This is a genomic window from Paenibacillus puerhi (genome assembly GCF_009846885.1).
GTDB lineage: Bacteria > Bacillota > Bacilli > Paenibacillales > NBRC-103111 > Paenibacillus_G > Paenibacillus_G puerhi.
This window is the reverse complement of sequence record NZ_WUWM01000026.1, coordinates 70,878-90,300: the sequence shown is the minus strand read 5'-3', so window position 1 is coordinate 90,300 and position 19,423 is coordinate 70,878. Positions and strand designations below refer to the sequence as shown.

Here is a 19,423-nt window from a genome sequence, read left to right as displayed (position 1 = left end):
TTCATTCACGGGTGAAAGTTTCCGGCTCAAGCAAGCGATGGAGCGAATTCCGCAGTGACCATTCATCTGGCAAGCGGTCTCGGCATTTTTGGCAGCAAGTTTAAGCATTTTTCGCTTGCAAAAAACAAAAGCTATTTGAAAGCATCGAGCGATACGGTATTTGGTGCGCAGAAACAGAGGGAGAGTGGTGGTTATAATGGGAGTAGAATGGTACGACATGATCGCAAGAAGAAATGGTGGGTACAAGAGCAGAGCCGTATTTATTATTGAAGGAAGAAGTGCTGAAAATGTTTATGAAGAGCGTTTAATTGACATGTTACCCAATTATCATGAGGTTCTGGATGCTGGCTGTGGGCATGGTGAATTCACTCTGAAGATGTCAGCTTACGCAAAAAAGATCATTGGGTTTGATAATTCAAGAGAATTAATAACTATTGCTCAGACCTTGTTGAATTCAAGTTCTGTAACGAATGTAGAATTTGTTTATGCAACTACAAAGTCTGAGATGCCATTTTATGACGGACAGTTTGACTTGATCTATGATCGAAGGGGACCGACATCGATTATTAATCATAGTCGATTATTAGCTAAAGGCGGTACTATTTTTGGAATACATAATAATGTTAGCACTGCAAAAGAACGTTTGGTGAAGAATGGGTTTGTAGATATAGAGATTGAAGAGTTTGATAAAGCTATCATTTATTTTCCAGACGAAATGGAATTCGCAAAGTTTCTATCTGACATACCTGGAAACCCTGATTATTTATTGCCTGAACTTAGAAATGATTTAATAGATAAGATAAAGGATCATAATATGGATGGAAAACTTGGAATAAGAGAACATAAATACATATGGAAAGCAGTAAAACCCTAACCATGCGAAAGAAAAGAAGAATAACTCTAAAATCTGGAGGTATGGATTGAACAAAATATACAATGGCTGGTTTGTGATTACAGCTACATATTTCGTTGTGTATTTTTCTGCAGGGCAACTATTTGCAAGTATTGCTGGGTTACCTTCGGATAGAAACACTAATATCTCCGGATTATTCATGGGGGCATGTGTTATTGTGTTTCCCTATGTAAGGGGAGGGATTTATGCCAATCGTATTTTGAAAACTTCATCAGGAGCATTCTGGGTAAGTTTTGTACCTGTTGTGTGCGAAAAAATATTATTACTGCTTATTGGTACTTTAGCTGTCATGGGTAATGGTGATGGAACAAGTATGATTTGGGGGCTTTTAAGTATTGTCATTTGTATGACAGTAGCCAAATTGAAGCAGATATCACAAAAACTAATGGAAGCCAGGAAAAGATATGAAGCCTATACGTAACTCAGCTAAAGCTATTATTGTTGATAATCATCACTTACTTCTAACTAAAAATCAAGATGAAATGGGCTTTTTCTATTTATTTCCTGGTGGTGGACAAGAAAAGGGAGAAGAACTAGGGCAAGCCGTTGTAAGAGAATGTATGGAAGAATTAGGATGTGGAGTTGAAGTCAAAGATTTGATGTATATCTGAGAATATATCGGCAAGAATCATGAGTTTTCAGAGTGGGATTATGACATACATCAAGTCGAGTTTTACTTTGAATGTACATTAAAAAAATCACTCACACATTTTGAAGGCACAAATCCTGACAATAACCAAGTTGGTGTTGAATGGGTTGCGCTTGAGAAATTAAGCGAGATCCGAATCTATCCTAGAAAATTGGCCGAACAACTCACGAACCACCATTTAAAGCCTTGTTACCTGGGTGATACGAATTGAAATATACAGACGTATCCAGGATAGAGGGTTTGGATTTGTTTACAAGCTTTATAGGGAAGGGAGCATACTGCAGCTTCCCTATGTATGGAAAACAAAAGAGGATGCAGGCTGTAGCTGCCTCCTTTTTAACATTGACTTTTTTATACCCATAGCTGCCTGAGAATAGAATTACTGATTAACCCTGAGGTACAACCAGATCGCCATAATTGTCGAGATGAAAGCAAGAGCTAGAAATACGATATAACCAGCTTTCGTCTTGGTTACGGCGTGATTATCATAAAAGTCATGATTTCGGGTAAAGTAACCAGTCCAGAGCTGTCCAACCAGGCTAAGTACAACAAGGAAAAAGCTTTTTAAAAGCTTCATACGAAGAACACCTCGCCGCTTGATTTCTTATGAAAATTATAGCACATATTTCCATTCCAAAACCAGAATGGAGCGAATACATGCAGAAATCCTACATCGTTTTATTAGTTATGATGATCCTGACGCTGACGGGTTGTGCTCCGAGCGATTCATGTATTCGGTAAATGAGTATACCATTCGATATACGGATAAGCCGGTAATCACGGAGTGGAAGCAAGAGTGAGGAAGCGAAACGCGGCTGAGAAGGCCGGGAGTAATCCCCTGCCTCGGGTCTAGTGGCTGTGAGGTATCCAGCTATAGCCGAGCCGAACCTCTCGGATTTTGTTAAACGATTCGGTTAGATCAGGGAGTTCAGGTGCCGGTGGGGATCAAAGGGTTCAAGCATTTGCCCGTGCCTGATCCGTTGGACGAAGTCCGGGTTAGCCAGTATGGGTCGTCCGAATGCCGCCAAATCAATCGTACCTTCCGTAATTTCAGCAGATGCCAGTTCGGGATCCAGATTGCCTACGCCCAGGATGATGCCTCTCCAATGCTTGCGAACGCACTGATGCAGCGTCATACCGTTCGCAAGGCTCTCTCTGTAGCGGTTGGTGGAAGGATGGAGGACGTTAATTCCAATTTCAAGAAAAGCTTGGAGGATCGTCTGGATCGTTTGCTCCGGATCGCTCCACTTATAACCAGGCAGATCGTCCTTTATTTCAGAAAATCTTACAATCGTACGATCGATGCCAATTTCTTGGACAACTGCCGTCAGCAGCTCCTTCATAAAGGTCAGGCGCTGCGCTAAACCGCCGCCATAACGGTCCACTCGCTGATTGGTGACCTCTGAATTAAACTGATCGATCAAATAACCATGGGCGGCATGGACTTCAACACCGTCGAATCCGGCCATTCTGGCATATTTCGCTGCTTGAGCAAATTGTTCGATGACTTCCTGGATATCGGTAGTGGACATCTCCTCCGGCATGTCATAAGGCTTGCGCAGCCGGTGCACCAAGCCGTCGGCGCGTAGACGGGAAGGCGCTTGAGGCGGATAGCCGCCTGTGAGTTCACGATGGCTCAGCCTACCGACATGCCAAAGCTGTGCCGCAATCGTTCCACCCTCCCGGTGTACGGCATCGGTGACCTTCGTCCATCCTTCTACATGAGCTTCGTTATAGAGGCCTGGAATTCCAAAGGTTCCCTTGGCTCTTGGACTCGGATTGATTCCTTCGGTCAGGATAAGCCCGACCCCGTCTGCAGCCCGCCTACGATAATAGTCAACGACGTCCTGACCGACAACCCCCGTATGGTCATCTGCAAAACAGCGTGTCATTGGAGCCATCACGATTCGATTGCGTAGATTCCATGGTCCCATTCGGATCGGCTCGAGTAGGCGATTCGTTGTCATCTTAATTCCTCCTTTAACTGAAACATGCATTACATACAATAATAGAGGAAAGTAGATCATTTTTGCATGATATAATAAAGGTATTATCGTATATATACTTGTGAAATCCATTTTAATAATAAATAATTACTTGAAAATCAAGGAGGACTGTGAGGATGGATGAACTGGATAAACATATCTTGATGATCCTGCAGGAGCAAGGCCGAATCTCGATGACGGAGCTCGGTAAAACTGTAGCTCTATCACAGCCTGCGGTAACGGAAAGAGTGCGCAGGATGGAAGAAAAGGGAGTTATCGATCATTATCGGGCTGTCGTATCTCCTGCTAAAGTGAACAAGCACATTCATGCCTTTATATTGTTTCATACAAAGGGATGCGAGCGATTTGTCGACTACTGCCAGAGCTCCCCGGACGTCATCGAGCTGCACCGGATTAGCGGTCAATACAATTTCTTGGTTAAGGCGGCGACCGAAACGTTGCAAACCTTGGAAGCCTTAATCAATGAGATGGGGATCTACGGAGATTCAACCACACTTATCGTCCTCTCGTCGCCAATTGAGCACAAGAGTTTGATTCCGGTCATGTAGCTTCTGTAGAAAGATAAAGTGAAAATGGGAACAAACGTTCTTTACTTAAATGGAATATGATGGTACAATGTGGACAGTATCTGGGAAATTTCATTCGAGGAGTGAGTCGTCAATGAGTCCGATAATGAATGAGATCGGCACGGTATTTATACCAGTAAGCGATATTGAGAAAGCAAGGGATTGGTACAGTGATCTTCTGGGCTTACCGATCGAAGGCGAGATCCTGTTTGGCCATCTTTACATTGTTCCGATGAAGGGAACCGGCTTGGTGTTGGACAGCAAGATTTATTCCGAGAACAATATATTTAACGCACCCGCTATTCAATTACATACGAAGAATATTGAAGAGGCCTATGCATTTATGGAGGCCAAACAAATTGAACTAACGACGAAGATTCAACACAACCAGTGGTTTAATTTTAAGGATCCGGATGGAAACGTATTAATGGTCTGTGCATGTTAGTTGGCCGGTCGCCAGCATGGGATGAGGGTGATAGCTTTGGTAAAGCCAGGCGTGAGCAAGTGGGAGGAGATAAGGTCGAAGGGTAAAGCACAATATGTGATCAAATACGGCATGCTCCTCTGGGGGCTGCCTATAGGCATAGCAAGCGCGGGGTTAGCCAGGGTATTCGATCAGGACTTCTCGCTAGAAGGTTTTTTTAGTCCTGAATTAATGTTCGAGATGGTAAGCCGTGCACTGTTCTTCATGATCGTTGCAGGACCGATATTCGGATGGGTCATGTGGAAAGTATACGAAAACAAATATGAACGGCGTTAAAGGGAATCATCGTGCTTGACCGTCGCCTTGGGGGTTGGTTTGCTGGAGCTTTTTCCCGATATCAAGGATAAACTGAATTAACCCAGGGGCCGTTTCCGTCTTGTTCCATCCCTATTTTTTCGTTATTATAAACTAATATTGGTTTCCTTACATCAAGATGCATAGGCGGTGGCAGCTAACCATGGAATACGAATTGGACTGGGAAACCATTTCGGAGGATATAACGAAGGCAATCGGTCAATGGTTTGACCAGATCGGAGCCAAGGATGCGGATAGGATTGTAGGACGGACGCCCCTGCAGGCCGGCATATACGATTTTGTGCGATTTGAATACAAGCAGGGCAGTATTCTTGTATATTCCACAGATGATGACTTTACTTCGCCTGAAGTTACCTATAGAGGAGTACCTCAGCCCAATCGGCTGACGGAAGAGCGCTTGTATCAAGAGCTGCTTCCCCGTTTACAAGTGATGCTGCTTCATCGGATCGAGCGTTTGCAGCAAAGCCCGCTGCTTGATTTCGAATGCACGGTGGCAGGAACTTTTTGGACTCAGGAAGGCCCCATCCGGATGACCGTCCTGCACGCGGTAGATCAAGCCAAAAAGAAGCGGCTGCTCCGACAAGTGAACGATTATGTACAGCTCAGCCTTGAGCTGGGAGAGGGTCCTACCGATGAGCTGGACACTTTTTTTCTGGCGCGGCATCTGGTGAATCTGGAGTTGTATCCACAGCTGGATGCCGCCAAGATCAAACGAATCTTCGAGATGGTTATGGAGCTCAACAAATGCAATAAGGAAAAGCTTGCTCACCATCGTCGCTACATCACTCAAGCTTTGAAGCATTGGGTGGAGAACCGTTTTTTGCCTCGGCATTTTGAGATTCTTACCAAGGAGTGGTACCGCAAGGAATACCGGCCTCGACACGATAGCGACCAGCTTTCGCCGGAGAAGGATTCCATCGAGCTGCTGTTGTACACGGCCATCATGATCCTGAAGTATGAGCCCAACTATAGCAGAAGCACCGCGCACGGGTATCTGGACCGGGCTAAGGAACTAGGGAGTCCCCAAGCGGCGAGAATTCTGAAGGAAGGCAGCGGCAGCTGGAAATCGGAAGAGGTATCCTACAAGGATGAGGACGTGGTCTGCCAGGCGCATGATGTTTTCTCGATCATTCAGATCAAGATCATCCGGGAGTCTGCGGAGAGCTACTCTAAGGCGTTGGATTTTATTACCCGTTTGTTGAACAACGGCTTCCCCAAAAGCTATCAGATTAAATGCCGGGCGGCCAGCAAGCATTTTTTGCCGATCCGAGGTTTGGCCAAAAGTCAGACCCATTATTTTTTCGCCAATGCCATGCAGTATCCGTCGCTATATCCCAAGTTGGAAGCATACGCACGGGCCGCTATGGCGGCGTACGAATGGTATGATGACCATGCGGGAGATAAGAGCTGTATGCCCGGAAGCTATGCGGTGTTCGGACTCGGACTTGTCAGCCCGAGGTATTTTCCGTTGATCCGAGACTATATGGAGCTGGTCGATCAGGAGCATCAGTCGGTTCAGAATTCGTTTACGCTCGCTTGGGTCCGGGCTTACGGCATCGAGGCTAAGACGATTCCAACACTCGCTGCCTGTCTGATAAGCTGTACCGACAGCCTTAAGCTGAAGGTGAATACGACCTTGGAAACGGAAGATAATCTGGCTTTGCTTGTTAAGCATGTAAGGAAGCGCGATTCTTTCGAAGTCGGACATCTCATTGATCTCCTATGGGGAGGACGGGGCAAGCTGGAAGCGAAGGCGAACAAGGAAACAAGCAAGCGGTCAAGTCTGCTGGCCTTGCTGAAGCTATCCCGCCATCCGGTACACCTTTGATCGGCCAAGTGCTGCAATAATTACTCAAGCACAACGTCTGTTAGGTCAAAGGATGGTGCTTATCGTGAGAAAAGGGTGCTTGCTGCTTATATTGGCTTGTCTGCTTAGTCCAACCCCGAAGTCATATGCCCTTTCGTGTGTCGAGGCTCCTTCGATTGCCAAGGCCTATAAATCCTATGAAGGGCTTGTTGTCGGCCATGTGGTGAATGTCGAACAGACGAAGGAATACAATCAGGTTCACATCCAAGTAAAGAGGAGCTTCAAAGGAGTCGAGACGGATACGCTCACCGTGGAAGAAAACATCACCTGGGGGTCCTTATGGGGACCGAGCGAGAAGGGTGAGGACTACTTGTTTTTCCTGAATCAAAAGGAAGGGCAGTGGGAGAACCCGTTATGCGCACCGACCAAGAAGATTGCCGAAGCTTCCGGAGAGCTTAAGTTTTTGAAAAATAAAGAAATCCCTCTGATTTCATCCGCCGGAAAGTCAGCTAAGCCTTCAGAAGGAACGGTAGCGCCTGCGTCCGACCCCGGTATGATGGGATGGGGAACTCGGCTGTTATCGCTGGCTTCGTCGGGGTCGCAGGGTTTGGAGTAATGAGCTATCGTTACAAAAAGAGATAGCATGAGGAAGTGATCTCCTCTGCTTCCGAAGGGCCGTATCTAAGTCTGAGCAGCTTAGATACGGCCTTATTCATTCCCTATTTCGGCATCGCAGGGCTACTTGCGGATGTGGTGTTTTCAAGCTTGTTTCAAAAATCGTTCAGATGGGTCCCCTATAATGAAAGGAGGCAGAGGTTGTACAAACAAAGTGAGGGGAAGCCATGGAATCTGTTCACAGTCCCTATGATTGGGGGCAGCTCTTTTTCAGCTATATCGTTGCCGTTCTCGCGATCGCTCTGGGTATATTTGCAGCATTGGGTTTTACGCTGACTGGCCTCTATTTGACTAAGCGGGTTGAGAGGCAGAAGAAAGACCGGACCGATTATGAACATACATACAAGTCCTTATTCGACAATCACAGGGACGGGATCATTACCGTAGATCTTCATCTCCGTATTCTCGAGGTTAATCCGGCCGCCTGCCGTATCGCCGGTCTGACCGGATGGTCATTTAGTCAACGGCCGTGTTCCCCGTTGATCGATCTCGTACCAGAGGAAGAGAAAGGATGCGAAGAGGATCTTCGAGGCTTATTAGGCCAAGTGAAGAAGCCTAGCTATGAAACGAAGGTTCGCAGGCCGTCCGGGGAGTTTATCCACCTTCAGGTCACAAACGTTCCGCTGGCAGTTGAAGGCCGCCTATGCGGGTATTATTTGATACTGCGGGATATTTCGGAAGATAAAAAAGCGAGGGAACATATCCAGCATCTCGCTTTTCATGACGAGCTGACCGGATTGCCCAACCGAAGGAAATTTAACCTGGCTTTGGAGCAGACACTTGATGAAGCACGGGAGCAAGGGAAAGTTTTTGCAGTCATGATGATGGATTTCGACCGGTTCAAGCACATCAATGATTCGCTCGGTCATACGTATGGCGATATCTTCCTGAAAGAAATGAGTGAAAGGATAAGCTGCAGCGTACAGGGTCTAGATGTGGTATTGGCGAGAATGGGCGGAGATGAATTTACCCTCTTGTTTCCATGCGATCGAGAGGAGGATGCGTCCGGGTTGGCTGAGCAGCTTATAGCCGACCTCCAGATGCCCTACCGGCTGAAAGAGAAGGATTACTTCGTTACGGCGAGCATCGGGATTGCTTGTTATCCGGCACATGGTCAGAATACCGATCAGCTGCTCAGCAATGCCGATTCGGCGATGTATCGGGTCAAGAAGAAGGGGAAGAATGGGTTTCAGTTTTACAGCAAACCGCACTGGAGCCGCGATACCAAGGGCTGGACATCACGGAGAGCCTAATGAGGACCGATCGGTCTCGAACGAGATGCTTCTCATGAGCTCAACCCGATCGGGCAAATGGGGCTGCGCGGGCATGCCAGGAGCGTTAGTAGTCAAAGCCATACACAGACGCAGCTGCGGGTCTGTGCCAAGGCTTGTTTGGGTCGGAGGTGGTAAGCGCCGAGACTTCCAGTGGTTTATCGGATCACTGGCGGAAACCATGGAACGATGGAAGGTGAAAGACATATCGCCAGCCTCAGCCAGTAAGGTTGTCATGGCGTCCATGTCAACCTGGCCCCAGGGAGCTAGGCATCCGATGACGATACCCGCAGCACCGCAGTCCCGGGCGATCCGGATATCCTACGTCGTGATCTCGAGATCGCTACCCCAACCATTCTCCCCGAATGAATCCATAGCTGGGCGTAACGCCCCCTTCGCCTATGCCGGATATTAGTTCGATCCGTTCTGCTCCGCGCTGTTCGGCAATTTTAGCATCCTCAATGCTCGTTGCGATGACTTCCAGTTCCATTGGAATCTACACCTTTACTTCGGTTTATGAAATCGTCTATTGCGGGCGCAGTGCCAGCTCGGCGAAATTTGCCCAGCCATAAGGGTTGATCCGTTCTGCACCTAGCAGAGCCGGATGAGGGATCGATACCTGTCGCAGGTGGTAAAGGATGTGAATCGTATCGCTGCTCAGGATGACGCTTTCCAGCTCGCGGGTGAGCAGCTGTCGGACGGAGGGGGACTCCTCCTCGGCAAGTGCGGTGAAGCAGGCTTCCAGCCGTATTCTATGCTCGGAAGGAAGCCGCCAGAAAATTCCCGTGCGCTCGTCCAGCAGGAGCTGCATCAGCGACCACTCGCGGTTAGCTGTCGTAACGGCGTTGAGCAGTAGGAGGTCCGCGTGCTGTGCCGTATCGGTCTGACGAATCTCTTCATAGGGAAGGACGCGGATGTCGATAGGTATACGCTGCTTCGCGCACTCGCGCTTGATCCACAGAGCAGTTTCCTCCAGCGACCTGTTCAGAATCGGATGAGTAACCAACTGCAGCGGTTTCGACAGGTGTGCGGCGGCCTCCGCCTCCACTATTCCAGCTGCAGGACTAGAAATAGCGCCAGCGTCCGAGTTGCTCCAGTCGGGGAAGAAGCTGGTGGCCGGACCGAGCCGTTGGCCGCCCAGCCGAGCTGCATCATACAGGCTCGACAGCAGGGAGCGAAGGCTGCGCCGCAGCTCAGGAGATTGCAGCGGTCCTGGCTTACGGGCGTTCATCAGCAGGAAGGTGCAGCCGCCTTCAATACGTTCGATCGTCTTTACCTGCTCCAAGTCGCGGGACGGGTGGATTTGAAACGGATGAGCATACAGTTGAGGCTTTCCCCCCAGAAGTTCATCCGTCGCATTCTCCGTAAGCAGCCTCTTGATAATCCACATTTCGATCCGGTCCAGTTGGGCGCGTTCCCTGTAATAGTCGGTGAATGCTTCGAGTACGATCATCTCGGCATCATTGCGGAGCAGACGGAAGGGGCCTGTCCCCACCGGATACCTCCCAAAGTCTGCTCCCGCCTCCAGAGGAACGATGGACGCCTGAGGCGCAGCGAGGAAAGGCAGAAGCAGATGGCCGGGTGAATCCAGCCGAACGCGCAGCACATAAGGATGCAGCACATCGATGCTGCGAATGGCCAGCTGCCGCCACGGTCCCGTCGCGGCAGCGCGGGAGGTGGAATCGTTGCCGCCGGCGGAAGCAAGAAGTCGAAGCAGAGAGTGCCGGACATCCTCCGCCGTGCAGACCCTAGTGTTATGGAAGAACACGCCTTTGCGCAGATGAAACATCCACTCCTTGCCTCCGTTCAGGCAATCGACTTGGAAAGCAAGGCGCGGCGTAAACCTGCCGGCTGTGCCATCCCAATCCACCAGCGTATCGAAGAGCTGGCCGATCAGATGAAGCTCGGTGCGCCTGAAGGCATATATCGGATCCAGACAGGGCAGCTCCCGGTAGAAGGGGAGACGCAGCACATCCATCCCCGAACCTTCCGTACCGGAAGGATGAGGACTTGAACGAACTCCCAGCTGCCTATACACAGAGGCCAGCACCTGATCGGCGATGCCGGATGACAGGGGAGCGTATTGCTGCATAAGCTTCATCGCTTCCGGGTATTGCCCTTTAGTGATTAGGGCTTGAATAAGAGGAAGCAGCACGTGCGCAGGCTCGGCAAGCAAGGTAAGCGTCGAGAGTCGTCCGCGCCCGCGACCGGGCTTCCAATCGAGCCATCCCCGCTCGGAGCACTGCTTGAGGATGAGCTTTGTATTGCGGGTAGAGCAGCATAGCGCACCGGCAAGCTGCTCCAGTGACAGATGAAACGGCTGGCTGCCGTGGATATGATAGGTTTCTTTGATTGTCAAATAGTGATGGATGATGGACATATGGATATCGCTCCAAAAGGGGAAATCTGGTTGATCAAAGTCTACCCTTTTTATCCCCTTTTCTCAAGCTTATGATGAAGAAGGGCGAGAAGCCCGCTTGATCTGACAGAAAAGAGAGCGAACGGTCGCTTGAGGGCGGCCGGTTCCGAAAGGAGTATCATTTATGCGAGGGCGTCCACTTGCTGCACTCGCAGCCATATTCGTAACGCTGCTGTGGTCTTCCTCCTATGTGCTGAATCAATATGCCTTTGCAGAGGGGATCGGCCCCTTCACGCTGGCCGGCTTACGTTACGCGCTGGCTGCAGCGGCAATGATAACCGGATGGCAGGTGACTCGCCTGCGCAAGCGTAGGGAGTCGGAAGCGTCCGCGGGCAGCGAGAAGCCGGCGGCTGCGCGGAATAAAAAGGCCATAACATGGAAGCAGTATGCGCTGCTAGGCCTGACGGGATTTATGATGGCACAGGGACTTCAGTATGCCGGGCAAACCATGATTACTCCGACGCAGACCAGCATGATTCTGTCCATAGGCAATACGCTGTTTTTGATTGTCCTTGATGCGCTCTGGCTGCGCGAGCTGCGAAGCCGCTGGGCGCTGGCAGCTATTTTTATCGCCATGACGGGCGTAGTTTTCTACCATTATCCCTGGAATGCTGAACAGGGCAGCCCGCTCGGCGTCTCCCTAGTCCTCTTGTCATGTTTGGGCTATGCCGTACACACGCTGCTATGCCGCTTTCTGCTCACCCGCACCGATGCTTCCCCATCCGAGCTTGTACGGAAGCCAATGCTGATCGGGGCCATAGGGATGCTTCTGACCGGGCTATGGCTGGAAGGCATGCCAGAGCTTTCGGGGAAGCTCCTGCTCCTATTGCTGTGGCTCGGTCCCGTCAACGGCGCGCTCGCCTCCCTCCTGTGGGCATGGTCTCAGAGGCAGTTGCGCGCTTACGAAAGCAGTCTCATCAACAACTTGATGCTGCTGGAGGTGGCGGCTCTGGATATTTGGATGCTCGGCCGTTCGATCACGCCGCTGCAGGCCGCTGCCCTCGGCGTAGTCGGCATCGCTATCCTTGCCACGCAAGCCGCGCCCCTGTGGAACCGGAGACGGCGGCAAGAAAGCGCGTAAGAAAGCAGGCTCATTCGACCAGCTCCTCTACTTTTTCAGCAAGGAACAGGTGATAGATGCGCACGAAAATAATTTTGACGACCATATAGGCAGGAATAGCCAGAATGACGCCCAGCAGACCGGCGATCCCGCCGGCCACGAGCAGCAGGATGACGGTCGTTAGCGGATGGACATCCAGCCGTTTCCCATAGATTTGGGGGGAGAGCAGATTATCTTCGATCTGCTGGGCAACAAGCGTCACTACCAGCACCCAGAAGACCATCCCGGGCGAGTCCGTAAAAGCGACGATCAACGGCGGCACAGCGCCAAGTAGAGGCCCGATGTACGGGATGATATTCAGTACGCTAGCGATCAGCGCCAGGAGCAGCGAGTAGGGCAGACCGATCGCCAGATATCCGATGTACATGAGAATGCCCAGTAGTCCTGTAATAATGACCCGCCCGATGATGAAGCCGCTCAAGGCTGCATCGATCTCGAGCAGCACTTCACGGCCGTCCCTGCGGTAACGTCTAGGGATAATCTGCAGGATGGAGGTCGGGATATGTCCGCCGTCCTTCAGCATATAGTACAGAATAATCGGCACGGTCGCGACGACAATCACGAAGCCGGCTATCACCGAGATGACGCTCGTCACATAATCGGATGCGGCGGTGATCAGGACGTTTAAGTATTCCGAGAGCTTGGCGGATAGATCGGATTGCCCCGGAACCAGCATGGAGACGAGCCGGTGATTTTGCAGGTTGCTGATCTGGACGCCGAAGTTCTCGATTAGTTCCGGCACGCTCTCGACGAAGTTATGAACCTGGGTCTGCAGAGCCGGCCAGATCAGGATGAAGAAGAGGACGACGATACCGGTCAGAACGAAATAGATCATGAGAATCGATAACATTTTGTTAACCTTCTGTTTTTCGAAAAACAGCACAAGCGGCCGCAGCAAATAAAAAAAGAAGCCCGAAAGCATAAATGGAACAATCAGAAGATTGACCATCGTGAACAGAGGCTTGAAAATAAAACTGATCTTGGAAGTCAGATAAATGATAACAAGCACCGCAATAATACCAAGGCAACCCCTCAGAAATCGGCTTTGAACCAAGGGCTTCCACTCCTCTAGCGAGAGTCTCATCTACCTAGTGAATTAAACGGCAGGCTGACGGCTGAATCATGCCGGGGCGGCTGATGCAGGCGATGCGGCCCCCTCAAACGCCGTAGTAGGGGACGTACATGCTTCTTCAAGGTTCCAGAAGGATGCGAAACATGGTATAATTGCCGCAGTTTTCCAAACGGCTTGACCCGCGTTTCTAACATTCGGAAGGAGGCCGGCGATTCATTGTGAGTAACTGAGCTGAAACGTTCTGCTTTCGCTAACGGACCTCACTCAGAGTCTCTATGTGCAGCATTTTCGCGATATTGAAAATCTAACGGATTCAGATGACGCTATTTGGTGCATTTCCGCCCATTCTATGCGGTTTTGACGTAAGTAAGGTCGTCTGTGTCCGTTACAATTTGAACAGGCCCCATTTTTGTGAAATAGCGACTGTAGTGTCCGTTACGATCAGCCTTTACTTAATCGACAGCCTCGGAAGGAGTATTAGATTTGACTAAGGATACAAAACCGGGATTAATCCTGTCAGTTGTCCGCCATGCTTTGCTTGCCTTGTCATGGGGAATCTTATTCGTTATCGTATGTATGTTGTTTAATATGTTGACCGGAGCTTTTATCATCAACGACCAGCAGTTTCTCATGAAGACTACCTGGAGCGATACCGGCGTTATACTGGCCGCCTGCCTGTACTTGTCGGTTCCGGCGGTACTCTTCGCGGGATTCGGAATGGCGCTCGGTCGGCGTGATTCGGCTAAATTCTGGGTCCTGTTGGCTGGGGTATCTTCGTATGCCATCCTGGGACTCGTGATATGGACGACCCTTTACCATTCCGTCAAAGGCTCGACCTCCGAGCTGAACAGCTTTGCCTGGATGCTCTTCACGGTGTATACCTTCTGGGCATCGCCGGTCACGGAGCTGCTGAGAAGCTACATACCGGACCCTAACCGTGTGAAGCTTGCGGGTCTGTTGATCTCCTTCCTTCCCACGGGTTCCGCGTGGCTTGGCATCTGCCTTGTCCATGGGCGTAGAAACCGGACGCGCGTAAGAAGAATGCTCGGCTATAGCGCGCTTGTGCCTGCTGCTCTCGCCTGCGCGCTTGCCGTGTCGGTGTTGCTGCCCCGGCAGCCGTTCTTCGACTTGAAGGAATTTCCGGCTGTGGATGGCGCCACGGCCGCGATCCCGTTCGGGCAGATCATGCTGTCCCGGCTGACCGGCGTAAACAAGCCTTATGCCGAGAACGAGGGAATCAGCTTCAATACGACGCACAACGCTTATGTGAACCTGATCGAGAAGAAGGCCGACCTGATTCTGGTTGCCGGGCCCTCGGCAGAAGAGGAGAAGCTGGCGCAGGAGCATGGGGTTAAGCTTAAGCTGACGCCCGTGGGGAAAGAGGCGTTTATTTTTCTGGTGCATCGGGACAACAGCGTGGATGGGCTTACCGTGGGACAGATCCAGGATATCTATAGCGGGAAGATTGCGAACTGGAAAGACGTCGGCGGGGAAGATCATCGGATCGTTGCGTTCCAGCGGGAGGCCAATTCGGGGAGCCAGACGTATATGGAATCCAAAGTTATGAAGGGGTTGAAGCTCGCCGATCCGCCTATGGAATCGAAGTCCGGGGGGATGGGCGGTCTGATCGATGCGGTGGCTGATTACCGCAACTCCAAGCAGGCGATCGGCTATTCCTTCTATTATTTCGCAAGCGAGATGTATAAGCGGGACAATGTGAAGTTTGTCTCCATAGATGGTATCCAGCCTAGCAAGGCCAACATCCGCAACGGTCAATATCCGTTCACGACCTTTGTGTATGCGGTCACGCGGGACGATGAGCCGGCAGACAGTCCGGCCGGCCGGCTGCTGGAATGGCTGCAGAGCCCGGAGGGCGACCGCGCCATCGCTGACGGAGGCTTTGTGCCTCTGACAGAGGGACAGCATGCACAATAACCCGGCCTAAAGCTGAACAAACGACGATTTCATGGGGGCTCCGAGCGGAGCCCTTTTTGAGCTTCCCGACAGCCCTGGCTAGATTTGCGTCATAGTCCGTATGCTTCGGGTAATACAAGGACAAGCAGCCGCATCGGAGGCGCGAGCTCAGAGGTGCATCGTCATCAGCATGCTGCTTGCCTGGTAATATGGGAAAGGAGCCAATCTGATGTCTATGGTGAAGACGAGCTGCCAGCGTCCCCAAACCCCCACTATGCAGCTGAAGGAGGCGCTGACGGAGGAACGGAAAAAGCTGGAGGAATGGTTCGCTGTGCGACGGAACCGGAACACCTCGGCCGAGTCCGTGCGCGCTCTGGATGAACGCCTGCTGCAGATTGACAGCGCATTGACGCGGATCCGGATGCGCAAGCATATATCGGTAGACGCATATGATCGGTCAGTTGACGAACAAGGAGGACGATAGCCGATGAGCCGAAACGGATTGACGGAGGAACAGAAGTGGCTGATTGAAGCTTTGCTGCGAAAGGAACGCGAGGAGCTTCAAGCCCATTTCAAGCAGCAGACCAATGACGAGGAGATGCTGACGGATACAGCCGGCGAGCTGTCCGCCTACGATAATCACCCTGCCGAGATGGGCACGGAAACGTTCGAGAAAGGACGGGATCAGGCGGTCGACCGCTCGCTTGAGCATCAGCTTGAGCAGATCGACCAGGCGCTCGCCCGGCTGCATACCGAGGAGTTCGGCCTATGCGAGGTGAGCGGCAAGCCGATCGGATTCGAGAGGCTGATGGCCGTCCCGTATGCGACTCGCTGCGTGGAGTATGCGGAGGACGGAGCGGGCGCCCTTGAGGAGGATCGGCGACCGGTAGAGGAGCAGGTAATGACGCCGCCTCCTTCGGGCGCGGGGGCCGGACGGCAGCGGAATGCCGGGCATTTCGACGAAGCCGGAGCCTGGGAGGCGCTGGAGAGCTATGGCAGTGCCGACAGCCCGGTGGCTGGCCCGGACCGTCAGCGAATGGATGAACGGCGGATCGAAGAAGTAGAGAATGAGGCGAAGAGAAGCGGTTAAGTAGCGGATAGACCTTAGCGCATACCGGCCGCACGGTCCGGCAGCAGGGAGAGCAGGCGGAGTCCTGTTCTCCTTTTTTGTTGTGACGTGGGACAGATCGGCTCCTGCCTCGCCGAAGCATGCTTAGAGTTGCACAGTGTTTTTACTATCGTTTATAGTGGAAGGTGTACATAATTACAGGTAAGATATGGCAGGGAGGAACCGGCGTGTCGGAAATAAAGCTATCGATCGATTACGATCAATACGAGGAAGGAAAGAAGATGAGCGCTCTGTTGGAAGAGCTGGCGGAGGGACCGGACAGTGGGGAGCTGACGAGTCTCATCATCGGAGACTGGGGAGGCGCTTACGAGAACGATTCCTCCGAATCCGTCGAAACATTGATCCGTCTGAAGGATCGGTTTCCCCGCTTGCGGAAGCTGTTCATCGGGGACATGAGCTTTGAAGAATGCGAAGTATCCTGGATCATGCAGTCGAATCTCGGGCCTTTGCTGACCGCCTTCCCCGATCTGGTCTCCTTGACGGTGAAGGGCAGCACGGGTCTGACGCTCGAGCCGGCTGCGCATGAGAAGCTGGAGGAGCTGGTCATTATCTGTGGAGGCTTGGGGCGCGACGTGCTGGCGAGCATAGCGAACGGTCAGTTTCCACAGCTTCGCAAGCTGGAGTTGTACCTGGGTGTGGAGGATTACGGATTCGACGGCGGTCTCGACGATGTGCTGCCGCTCATCGAGCCGGGCCGATTCCCGCATCTGACCTACCTGGGACTCAAGGACAGCGAAATTCAGGATGAGATCGCCGTGGCGCTTGCCGACGCGCCTATCCTGGATCAACTGCACACGCTCGACTTGTCGATGGGAACGCTCACGGACAAAGGGGCGGAGGCGCTGCTGCAGAGTGAGCGAGTGCGCAAGCTGAGCTATCTGGACATGGGATACCATTATATGTCAGACGCCATGTTGGAGAGATGGGCCGCCTCCGGGATTCAGGTTAACGTTGAGGAACAGCAGGATGCGGAAGACGACGATTACCGGTACCCGTCCTTAACCGAATAAATGCACCGGATGATTCTGATCGGCAATCCGGGCAACAAACGTACGGCGGCCTTGCAGGCGGCCCGGCTCCGGCTCGGTCTGCCCCCCGCCCTGGTGCTGTCTTACCTGGACCTGCTCACCGGCCGTACCACCTTGGAGCAGGCAGCCGATGCGGCGGAGATGACAGCTTGGGCAGGCGATGAAGGAGCTGAGTGGAGCGAAGGGAGCCAAGGGGCTCCCTTATGGATCAGACTGGACGCCTTCGGCGAGGAGTTCCGAGTGGAGCGGGAGCTGATCGCCCTTGGCGCGCCGGACGGCAGCAGGGAGGAGCAGGATGACCGGCTGCTCCCATGCGGTGCCGCGAATCTTCCCGAGCCGCTATCTGCCCGCTCGGCGCGTGCGCTCTCCGAGCAGCAGGGACGTCTCTACCACCCGTCCCAATGGTTCAGGGGCTATGTCCGCCTGCTGTCCCGCCTGGAGCGGGAAGCGGCTGCCTGCCTGCCGGAGGCGCGCTGGTATCATCCGCCTGAGCAGATAGTCGCTATGTTCGATAAGAGGCGGACGCATCGGATATTGAGCGCAGCCGACGTGCCCGTCCCTCGGCTGCTCGCGCCCCCGGCCGCTTTGCCCGGCTATGGGGAGCTGCTGGAGGCGATGCGGTCCAAGCGGATGCACCGCGTCTTCATCAAGCTGGCGGCCGGATCGGGAGCAAGCGGCGTCATCGCTTATCAGCTTCATCCGTCGACAGGCGCGGAGGTGGCGATCACGACGGTAGGCGTCGAGCGGAACGTCATCCGACCGCCGGTCTTCTACAATTCCATCAAGCTGCGGCGCTATACCGACACGGCTGTGATCCGTCCGGTCATCGATTGGCTGCTCGCTCACGGGGCGCATGTCGAGCAGTGGCTGCCCAAGGCGACTCACGGGAGCCGGGCCTTCGACATTCGTCAGCTTGTCGCAGGCGGGGCGGCCGCTCACAGCATAGCCAGAGTCAGCCGCACTCCGATTACGAACCTGCATCTGCGCAGCGAACGGATGGGCTTGCCGGAGCTGGGGCTTGCCGACTCCGTTCAGGCAGCGCTGCGCAGCTGTGCCGAGCAGGCCGTAAGCGCATTTCCCGGGGCTCAGTCGGCCGGGGTCGACGTTCTGCTTCGGAACGGCTCGCTTGAGCCCTGCATTCTGGATGTGAACCCGTTCGGAGATTTGCTGTACGGGGTGCGCTACCGCGGCTGGGATGCTTATGAATGGCAGATGAGGCTGCTCGCAGGCAGGGAAGGAGAAGACGAGCTTGACCCTTGATATGAACCGGATCGTCGGCAGTCACGACATTCTGATGATTACGCTGGACACCTTGCGTTACGATGCGGCTGTGCTGGAGGAGGCGAACTGCCCGAATCTGTGCGGCAGCGGCCCCTGGGAGAAGCGGCATTCGCCGGGAAGCTTCACTTATGCGGCGCATCATGCTTTCTTTGGCGGGTTTCTGCCAACGCCGGCCACGACGGATAAGTCCTCGCACGTGAGGCTGTTTCATTCCCGGAATACCGGGCTGAAGACGCATCCCCATACCTGGCTGTTCGATACGCCGGATATCGTCTCCGGACTTCGGGCTGAAGGGTACCGGACGATATGCATCGGCGGTGTTATTTTTTTTACGAAGAAGGTGCCTCTGGCTCGCGTGCTTCCAGGCTACTTCCAGGAAAGCTACTGGCGGATGACCTTCGGCGTTACCAACCCGCGCTCCACGGAGCATCAAGTAGGCCATGCTCTCAAGCTGTTGGATAAAGCCGATCCGCAGGAACGGCTGTTTCTGTTTCTTAACGTCTCGGCAATTCACGGACCGAATCATTACTTCGTCCCTGGGGCCCGTGAAGACTCCGTAGACACCCAGCGGGCGGCGCTGCGTTATGTGGACGGGGAACTCGGCCGTTTGTTCGCCGCGATGAGAGCGAGGGGGCGCCCCGTATTGTGCCTCGCGTTCTCGGACCACGGGACGGCCTATGGCGAAGACGGCTATAACGGCCACCGTCTGGCGCATGAGGTGGTTTGGAATGTTCCGTATCGCGAATTTTTCCTGTAAGCGAGCATACATAGAGT

Annotated in this window: 20 protein-coding genes and 1 pseudogene; 16 read left to right on the top strand and 5 right to left on the bottom strand. The window is 52.6% G+C overall.

Annotated features, from left to right (window positions below):
• Positions 1 to 196: 196 nt before the first annotated feature.
• The 3 genes and pseudogenes from GSF01_RS21550 to GSF01_RS21540 all read left to right on the top strand — a co-directional run bounded on the left by GSF01_RS21550 (position 197) and on the right by GSF01_RS21540 (position 1,773).
• Positions 197 to 874 carry a class I SAM-dependent methyltransferase gene (locus tag GSF01_RS21550; protein WP_159887362.1) on the top strand — a complete coding sequence of 226 codons (678 nt, stop codon included), beginning with the start codon at positions 197 to 199 and terminating at the stop codon, positions 872 to 874.
• Between the two features lie 46 nt (positions 875 to 920).
• On the top strand, positions 921 to 1,334 hold the full coding sequence (locus GSF01_RS21545) for a hypothetical protein (RefSeq protein WP_159887361.1): 414 nt from the start codon (positions 921 to 923) through the stop codon (positions 1,332 to 1,334).
• Positions 1,318 to 1,773, top strand: a pseudogene (locus tag GSF01_RS21540) (NUDIX domain-containing protein). Before GSF01_RS21545 ends, GSF01_RS21540 begins: the two are co-directional and overlap by 17 nt.
• A 703-nt stretch (positions 1,774 to 2,476) precedes the next feature.
• On the opposite strand, the gene GSF01_RS21535 reads toward GSF01_RS21540, so the two are convergent.
• Entirely contained in the window at positions 2,477 to 3,529 is a 1,053-nt protein-coding gene (locus tag GSF01_RS21535) for an oxidoreductase (protein ID WP_159887360.1), read from the bottom strand.
• Positions 3,530 to 3,684: 155 nt separating this feature from the next.
• Here GSF01_RS21535 and GSF01_RS21530 point away from each other — a divergent pair, with 155 nt between their 5' ends.
• The 6 genes from GSF01_RS21530 (at position 3,685) to GSF01_RS21505 (ending at position 8,668) form a co-directional block, all read left to right on the top strand.
• Positions 3,685 to 4,116, top strand: coding sequence for an Lrp/AsnC family transcriptional regulator (locus tag GSF01_RS21530; RefSeq protein ID WP_159887359.1), 432 nt, complete (start codon positions 3,685 to 3,687; stop codon positions 4,114 to 4,116).
• A gap of 112 nt (positions 4,117 to 4,228) precedes the next feature.
• Positions 4,229 to 4,579 (top strand): VOC family protein, encoded by a 351-nt coding sequence (locus GSF01_RS21525; protein WP_159887358.1) that lies wholly within the window; start codon positions 4,229 to 4,231, stop codon positions 4,577 to 4,579.
• A gap of 36 nt (positions 4,580 to 4,615) precedes the next feature.
• Positions 4,616 to 4,894 (top strand): hypothetical protein, encoded by a 279-nt coding sequence (locus GSF01_RS21520; RefSeq protein WP_159887357.1) that lies wholly within the window; start codon positions 4,616 to 4,618, stop codon positions 4,892 to 4,894.
• 181 nt (positions 4,895 to 5,075) lie between these two features.
• A complete protein-coding gene (locus GSF01_RS21515) occupies positions 5,076 to 6,761 on the top strand; it encodes a DUF6138 family protein (protein WP_159887356.1) in 1,686 nt (561 codons plus the stop codon).
• Positions 6,762 to 6,825: 64 nt separating this feature from the next.
• Complete coding sequence (locus GSF01_RS21510) at positions 6,826 to 7,356, top strand: hypothetical protein (protein ID WP_159887355.1); 531 nt, start codon at positions 6,826 to 6,828, stop codon at positions 7,354 to 7,356.
• Between the two features lie 226 nt (positions 7,357 to 7,582).
• Entirely contained in the window at positions 7,583 to 8,668 is a 1,086-nt protein-coding gene (locus GSF01_RS21505) for a sensor domain-containing diguanylate cyclase (RefSeq protein ID WP_159887354.1), read from the top strand.
• Here the strand turns inward: GSF01_RS21505 and GSF01_RS30445 are convergent.
• The 3 genes from GSF01_RS30445 to GSF01_RS21490 all read right to left on the bottom strand — a co-directional run bounded on the left by GSF01_RS30445 (position 8,654) and on the right by GSF01_RS21490 (position 11,066).
• Positions 8,654 to 8,965, bottom strand: coding sequence for a hypothetical protein (locus tag GSF01_RS30445; protein ID WP_407945787.1), 312 nt, complete (start codon positions 8,963 to 8,965; stop codon positions 8,654 to 8,656). The two genes, GSF01_RS21505 and GSF01_RS30445, sit on opposite strands and share 15 nt — an antisense overlap.
• A gap of 64 nt (positions 8,966 to 9,029) precedes the next feature.
• The gene (locus tag GSF01_RS30085) at positions 9,030 to 9,176 is read right to left on the bottom strand and encodes a copper homeostasis protein CutC (RefSeq protein WP_159887353.1); all 147 of its coding nucleotides are present in this window, start codon (positions 9,174 to 9,176) and stop codon (positions 9,030 to 9,032) included.
• 36 nt (positions 9,177 to 9,212) lie between these two features.
• Positions 9,213 to 11,066 carry an ABC transporter substrate-binding protein gene (locus GSF01_RS21490; protein WP_159887352.1) on the bottom strand — a complete coding sequence of 618 codons (1,854 nt, stop codon included), beginning with the start codon at positions 11,064 to 11,066 and terminating at the stop codon, positions 9,213 to 9,215.
• Between the two features lie 163 nt (positions 11,067 to 11,229).
• Between GSF01_RS21490 and GSF01_RS21485 the strand changes: the two genes are divergently transcribed.
• Positions 11,230 to 12,186 (top strand): DMT family transporter, encoded by a 957-nt coding sequence (locus GSF01_RS21485; RefSeq protein WP_159887351.1) that lies wholly within the window; start codon positions 11,230 to 11,232, stop codon positions 12,184 to 12,186.
• Positions 12,187 to 12,196: 10 nt separating this feature from the next.
• Here the strand turns inward: GSF01_RS21485 and GSF01_RS21480 are convergent, their stop codons facing one another.
• Positions 12,197 to 13,279 (bottom strand): AI-2E family transporter, encoded by a 1,083-nt coding sequence (locus GSF01_RS21480; RefSeq protein WP_235941662.1) that lies wholly within the window; start codon positions 13,277 to 13,279, stop codon positions 12,197 to 12,199.
• A gap of 501 nt (positions 13,280 to 13,780) precedes the next feature.
• Between GSF01_RS21480 and GSF01_RS21475 the strand changes: the two genes are divergently transcribed.
• From GSF01_RS21475 to GSF01_RS21450, 6 genes are all read left to right on the top strand, one after another.
• The gene (locus tag GSF01_RS21475; RefSeq protein WP_159887349.1) at positions 13,781 to 15,232 is read left to right on the top strand and encodes a PstS family phosphate ABC transporter substrate-binding protein; all 1,452 of its coding nucleotides are present in this window, start codon (positions 13,781 to 13,783) and stop codon (positions 15,230 to 15,232) included.
• Positions 15,233 to 15,440: 208 nt separating this feature from the next.
• Complete coding sequence (locus GSF01_RS21470; protein ID WP_159887348.1) at positions 15,441 to 15,695, top strand: hypothetical protein; 255 nt, start codon at positions 15,441 to 15,443, stop codon at positions 15,693 to 15,695.
• A gap of 3 nt (positions 15,696 to 15,698) precedes the next feature.
• A complete protein-coding gene (locus GSF01_RS21465; RefSeq protein WP_159887347.1) occupies positions 15,699 to 16,301 on the top strand; it encodes a TraR/DksA C4-type zinc finger protein in 603 nt (200 codons plus the stop codon).
• A 206-nt stretch (positions 16,302 to 16,507) separates the two neighbouring features.
• Positions 16,508 to 17,350 (top strand): STM4015 family protein, encoded by an 843-nt coding sequence (locus tag GSF01_RS21460; protein WP_159887346.1) that lies wholly within the window; start codon positions 16,508 to 16,510, stop codon positions 17,348 to 17,350.
• A gap of 9 nt (positions 17,351 to 17,359) precedes the next feature.
• On the top strand, positions 17,360 to 18,628 hold the full coding sequence (locus GSF01_RS21455; RefSeq protein WP_328803700.1) for an STM4014 family protein: 1,269 nt from the start codon (positions 17,360 to 17,362) through the stop codon (positions 18,626 to 18,628).
• Position 18,629: 1 nt separating this feature from the next.
• Positions 18,630 to 19,406, top strand: coding sequence for an STM4013/SEN3800 family hydrolase (locus tag GSF01_RS21450; RefSeq protein WP_159887369.1), 777 nt, complete (start codon positions 18,630 to 18,632; stop codon positions 19,404 to 19,406).
• Positions 19,407 to 19,423 lie beyond the last annotated feature (17 nt).